Annotated in this window: 5 protein-coding genes; 3 read left to right on the top strand and 2 right to left on the bottom strand. The window is 39.0% G+C overall.

The features are described 5' to 3' along the window. On the bottom strand, positions 1-192 hold a 192-nt coding region (locus tag H1P_RS40050), incomplete at its 3' end, for a hypothetical protein (RefSeq protein WP_186376246.1). Positions 193-351: 159 nt separating this feature from the next. Between H1P_RS40050 and H1P_RS31000 the strand changes: the two genes are divergently transcribed. Both H1P_RS31000 and H1P_RS31005 read left to right on the top strand, forming a co-directional pair. After that, positions 352-1944 carry a gamma-glutamyltransferase gene (locus tag H1P_RS31000; RefSeq protein ID WP_144875003.1) on the top strand — a complete coding sequence of 531 codons (1593 nt, stop codon included), beginning with the start codon at positions 352-354 and terminating at the stop codon, positions 1942-1944. 255 nt (positions 1945-2199) lie between these two features. Further along, complete coding sequence (locus H1P_RS31005; protein ID WP_144874997.1) at positions 2200-2628, top strand: LapA family protein; 429 nt, start codon at positions 2200-2202, stop codon at positions 2626-2628. A gap of 667 nt (positions 2629-3295) precedes the next feature. Here the strand turns inward: H1P_RS31005 and H1P_RS31010 are convergent. Further along, complete coding sequence (locus H1P_RS31010; RefSeq protein WP_144874999.1) at positions 3296-4027, bottom strand: hypothetical protein; 732 nt, start codon at positions 4025-4027, stop codon at positions 3296-3298. 95 nt (positions 4028-4122) lie between these two features. On the opposite strand from H1P_RS31010, the gene H1P_RS31015 reads away from it, so the two are divergent. Further along, positions 4123-4951: signal recognition particle protein (locus H1P_RS31015; protein ID WP_144875001.1), on the top strand; the 829-nt coding region annotated here is incomplete at its 3' end.

Raw genomic sequence — 4951 nt, forward strand, 5'->3', positions numbered from 1 at the left:
CTGAAGCACCTCAACCCAATATTGATTGGACTTCTCATCCACAATGGAATCATCAAATAGGATGGAAGTATGTCTTAAATAATGTCCGTCTTCTGATTCAACCAAGCCTTCTTTTATGGTTAATTTTCCCTGGCTAGAGATATTTTCTAATTCTTCTTTATTACTAGGATTACATAACTTAATTGATAGCATTAATCAATTTCCCACACTGCTTCTTTCTGGATAAATCACCTTATTTCGTAATCTTTTAATTCGGAAAGTGACAGAAGAGGGATATCTTGAGATGCAATTCCCAATTTAAGTGCCACGAATACAGTAGGATTGGAAAAAGCAATTGTCGAGCGAGTATTTATGAATAATCTGCTGCAATATCCTTATAATTCATCGCGCTGCGTCGTTTTAGGTCGGAAATGCGCGGTGGCAACCAGTCAGTCTTTGGCTACTCTGGCAGGAATGGAGATGTTTTGGGCAGGGGGTAATGCGGTGGATGCAGCGATCGCAACGGCTATTGCACTAACCGTAGTAGAGCCTACTTCTAACGGTATTGGTGGTGATGCTTTTGCCTTGGTTTGGGATGATGGTAAGCTACATGGTTTGAATGCCTCTGGAAGAAGTCCTCAAGCTTTAACCAGCGATCGCTTTAAGGATTTAGAACGAATTCCTCTCTTGGGTTGGTTAAGCGTTACCGTACCTGGAGCAGTATCTGGATGGCGTAGTCTCTGGGAGAAATGGGGAAAATTACCCTTCGAGCAATTATTTTCCCCAGCAATACGTTATGCCAGTGAAGGTTATCCCGTATCTCCCATAACAGCACAAGCTTGGCAACAAGCAGCAGCGACTTTTTTGCCCCTCACCGCACCAAAATATCAGTCATTCAAACAAGTCTTTTTTCCCCAGAATCGCGCCCCTAAAGTTGGAGAAATTTGGGGTAGTAAATTTCACGCTGCTACTTTAAAAGAAATAGCTGCCACTGGAGGAGAAAGTTTTTATCAAGGAAAATTAGCTCAAGCGATCGCCAAATATGCAGAGGATACAGGTGGTTTGGTAACTACCGAAGATTTAGCTAACCATCAAGCGGACTGGGTAGAGCCAATTTCGACTCAGTATGGCAATCTCAAGGTTTGGGAAATACCTCCTAATACCCAAGGAATTGCAGCACTAATGGGTTTAAATATTCTCGAAGGATTCGATCTGCAACAATATCCCCGCGATTCAGGAGCGAGTTTTCATCGTCAAATTGAAGCGATCAAATTAGCCTTTGCTGATTTACATCAATATGTCGCCGATCCGAGATCGATGTCAGTATCTTCAGAACAACTATTAGCCAAAAATTATGCTGCTCAACGCCGTGAACTAATTGGAGAGCGAGCTATTTCTCTGGCGACACCAGGCTTACCTACAGGGGGAACAGTGTATTTAGCAGCAGCAGATGAAAATTTGATGGTATCTCTAATTCAGTCTAATTATCAAGGTTTTGGTAGTGGGCTATTGGTGCCAGAAACGGGTATTGCTCTACACAATCGAGGACTGGGTTTTACTTTAGAGCCAGGACACCCCAACGAAGTAGCGCCCCATAAACGTCCATTCCACACCATTATCCCTGGTTTTCTCACTGAAGGCGATCGAGCTTTGGGCCCTTTTGGTGTGATGGGTGCGCCGATGCAACCCCAAGGACATTTACAGGTAGTAGTAAATATGGTTAATTACGGCATGAATCCTCAATCCGCTTTAGATGCACCCCGTTGGCGTTATCTAGAAAAAGATTTAGTGCTATTGGAAACCCATGTTCCCCAAGATATCGTTTTAGATTTAGTCGATAGAGGACATAATATTCGTCTCGCCCATCCCCGTATGTTTGGCAAAGGTCAAATAATTCTGCGTCAAGATAATGTTTTAATTGCTGCTTCTGAACCTAGAGCAGATGGTCTGGCTTTAGCTTTTTAAATTACTTTGACTCACTTGGGGATTACCTAAATAACTGCCAAACTGCGATCGCAACGCGCCTCGCCAACGGCGAGATCGCTATTATCATGGGACAGGTCTATTTTAATTGTTATTTTAGTGCTTTTATATTAAACCGAATTTGTCACTTTTTTGTTCTAAGATAATGACAAAATTTTTGTTTGTATCGTTACTTTAGTGTATTCAACCACGTACGAACAGAAATTGTCCAGCTTAGTGAAAAATTTGCCCAAAATTATGATTATTGTTGATTTTTTAATACTTTTTGTCACTTGTTTAGCTCTTGCGCTTTTTAGTCTGGAAAATACTCAAGATGTAGCCCTCAAAATTCTTCCTCAGTTGGAAGTTCAAGCCCATTTAGCACTTGTTTTAATTGTTTCTATGGGAATTGGAGCTACTTTAACAGGGCTATATCTGACCTGGATCAAGGTGCGCAATCACTTTCAGTTTCAGGGTCAAGCACGTCAAATCAAAGAGCGAGAAAATCAGATTCAGCAATTGAAGAAAGATATCGAATCTCGCCAAACTGAATTAGAATTACTACGTCAAGAAAAGTTTAGCTCTGAATCTATTGCTGAAAAAGAGAACTTAGTGAATGAAAACCAAGAATCTGATAATAAATCTGATAATGAGATTTCAGTAACGCCAGCAGAAGTTATTAGTTGACCGAGTTTTCTTCAAATTATATCGATTTGATAATACGCAGGTTATCGATAACTAGCTAGCTAGTATCAGCGATCGCTTTTAAAATATTAATGGGAGCTCTTTTCTTGAGAAAATCCCTTTTTTTTGAAGCGATCGCTATTTTAAGAAGTATAATTGTAGTTATCAAAAGCTTCATGGTTTCAAAGACTTGAAAACTATATCAATGAGCGTAATTGCGATCGCAATTACACGCCTATGTTACCCTTAAATTCTATTTGGAGCGTTTCTTAAACTCATAAGGTACGAATTTCAACAAGTGCGAAAAACCTCGAAAGCCCTATTCCCTATTTCCCATTCCCTGACTCTATCAAGGTGTACTTCAAAAAACCGAGAATTGTTATATGTGCTGTAAATATTTTTTAATTTAGTATCATAAATAATTTAGTCAGTACAACAAATAGAATAAAATTAAACCTCCTAACAAATTTAATTGATAGAAGGTCTAAACAGTTAATATTTTAAAATTGATAGTTACTTATTATATACCAACCTTATATATTAAATTGGTCAGCAGTATTTATGATTTATAAGAGCATCTTACTAGGTTAGTTTCGGGAAAACTTGTGATCTCAATCACCATTAATTTATTTTCAGCAATTTGGCTTAATTAGTATAATTAACACTGATATTACATAGACAGTACTAGTACGGCAAAAAGAAATGCACCACTGATAAAAGAACCGAAACAATTTTCTTTTTCATCAGGTAATTCTCGTTTGAGAACATTAAGAATAATGCTACCTGCAAGAAATGACCAAATAATTGAGATCGCTGCTTCGTTTACATGAGCTATTTGACCTATAACTGCACCAAAAATAATCGCACTAACTAATAGCCAACGACCTAACTTATCGTAGAGAGATTGTTGATGTTCTCGTAAGTTTTCATCAATAATAAAAAAGTGTAGAGCAACAGAAATAAAAAAAAGAATACAAGCTATTAAACTATGTTCGCTCAAGTTCTGTAATAGATAACCCAAAATAACATTGAAAATAGCAAAGCCACTAAGATGAATCCAAAAAATAGCTGAGTTATGCTGTTCTGTTTCAGAGGTTGCTTGTTGGTGAGATTTAGCCCTTAAAGCTAATACATCCAAGCCATAAAACAATAATAGTCCCAGAAGTGCCAAGATATAAACATGATTTTCTAAATACTGTATCAGGAAAATCTCCGAGTGTTGCAGTTCTTCTTGCGCATGACTAAGTTCGGGAAATATTTCTAAAAACACATAGCTAAGAGATACCCCACCAGCAAAAGATGTCCAGCGAAAACGAGGAATAATTGAGAAAATGGGCAATTTATTAGCAAATCCATGAACCAAACCTAAAGCGACTGCTAAAATTAAACCTTGACTTGCCATGGCATCTTCCCTATTACTGCTCTCTCATCTTAGAGACTCTCTTTGCGTTACGATTAAGAATTAATCATTAAATTTATTTTCGTAAATATTGCTTTATGTTTGAAGCTCTCGCTGACAAGTTAGATGATGCGTGGAAAAAGCTGCGCGGTCAGGATAAAATTAATCAATCCAATATTCAAGATTCCTTAAAAGAAGTTCGTCGAGCTTTAATAAGTGCCGATGTTAACCTGCAAGTAGTTAAAAGCTTTATTGGTGAAGTTGAGAAAAAAGCTTTAGGCTCAGATGTTTTATCAGGAGTTAACCCAGGACAACAGTTCATCAAAATTGTTTACGATGAATTAGTTACTGTGATGGGGGAAAGCAATGTACCCCTTGCACAAGCAGAGCAAGCTCCTACAGTTATTTTAATGGCAGGTTTACAGGGTACGGGTAAAACTACCGCTACTGCCAAATTAGCCCTCTATCTGCGGAAACAAGAGCGCACCTGTTTGATGGTAGGGACAGACGTTTATCGTCCTGCTGCGATTGACCAGCTACTTACTCTAGGTAATCAAATAGATGTTCCCGTGTTTGAAATGGGAACTGATGCTGACCCCGTAGAAATTGCCCGTCAGGGGATAGAGAAAGCTAAAGAGTTAGGTGTTGATACCGTAATTGTCGATACGGCGGGGCGACTGCAAATCGATCCCGAAATGATGGGAGAATTGGCTCGCATCAAAGACACGATTAAACCCGATGACACTCTGTTAGTAGTGGATGCCATGACTGGTCAAGAAGCTGCTAACCTGACTTATACTTTCCAGGAAGAAATCGGTATTACAGGAGCAATTCTCACCAAATTAGATGGGGATAGCCGTGGTGGTGCTGCTCTCTCCGTGCGCCAAGTTTCAGGACAACCTATTAAATTCGTCGGTACTGGAGAAA

This window comes from Hyella patelloides LEGE 07179 (assembly GCF_900659865.1).
Lineage (GTDB): Bacteria > Cyanobacteriota > Cyanobacteriia > Cyanobacteriales > Xenococcaceae > Hyella > Hyella patelloides.

What these genes read in the sequence shown, in the direction of transcription:
- H1P_RS31010 (WP_144874999.1), bottom strand. Translation starts at nt 4,027, where the DNA reads ATGGCAAGTCAAGGTTTAATTTTAGCAGTCGCTTTAGGTTTGGTTCAT.
- H1P_RS31000 (WP_144875003.1), top strand. Translation starts at nt 352, where the DNA reads ATGAATAATCTGCTGCAATATCCTTATAATTCATCGCGCTGCGTCGTT.
- H1P_RS31005 (WP_144874997.1), top strand. Translation starts at nt 2,200, where the DNA reads ATGATTATTGTTGATTTTTTAATACTTTTTGTCACTTGTTTAGCTCTT.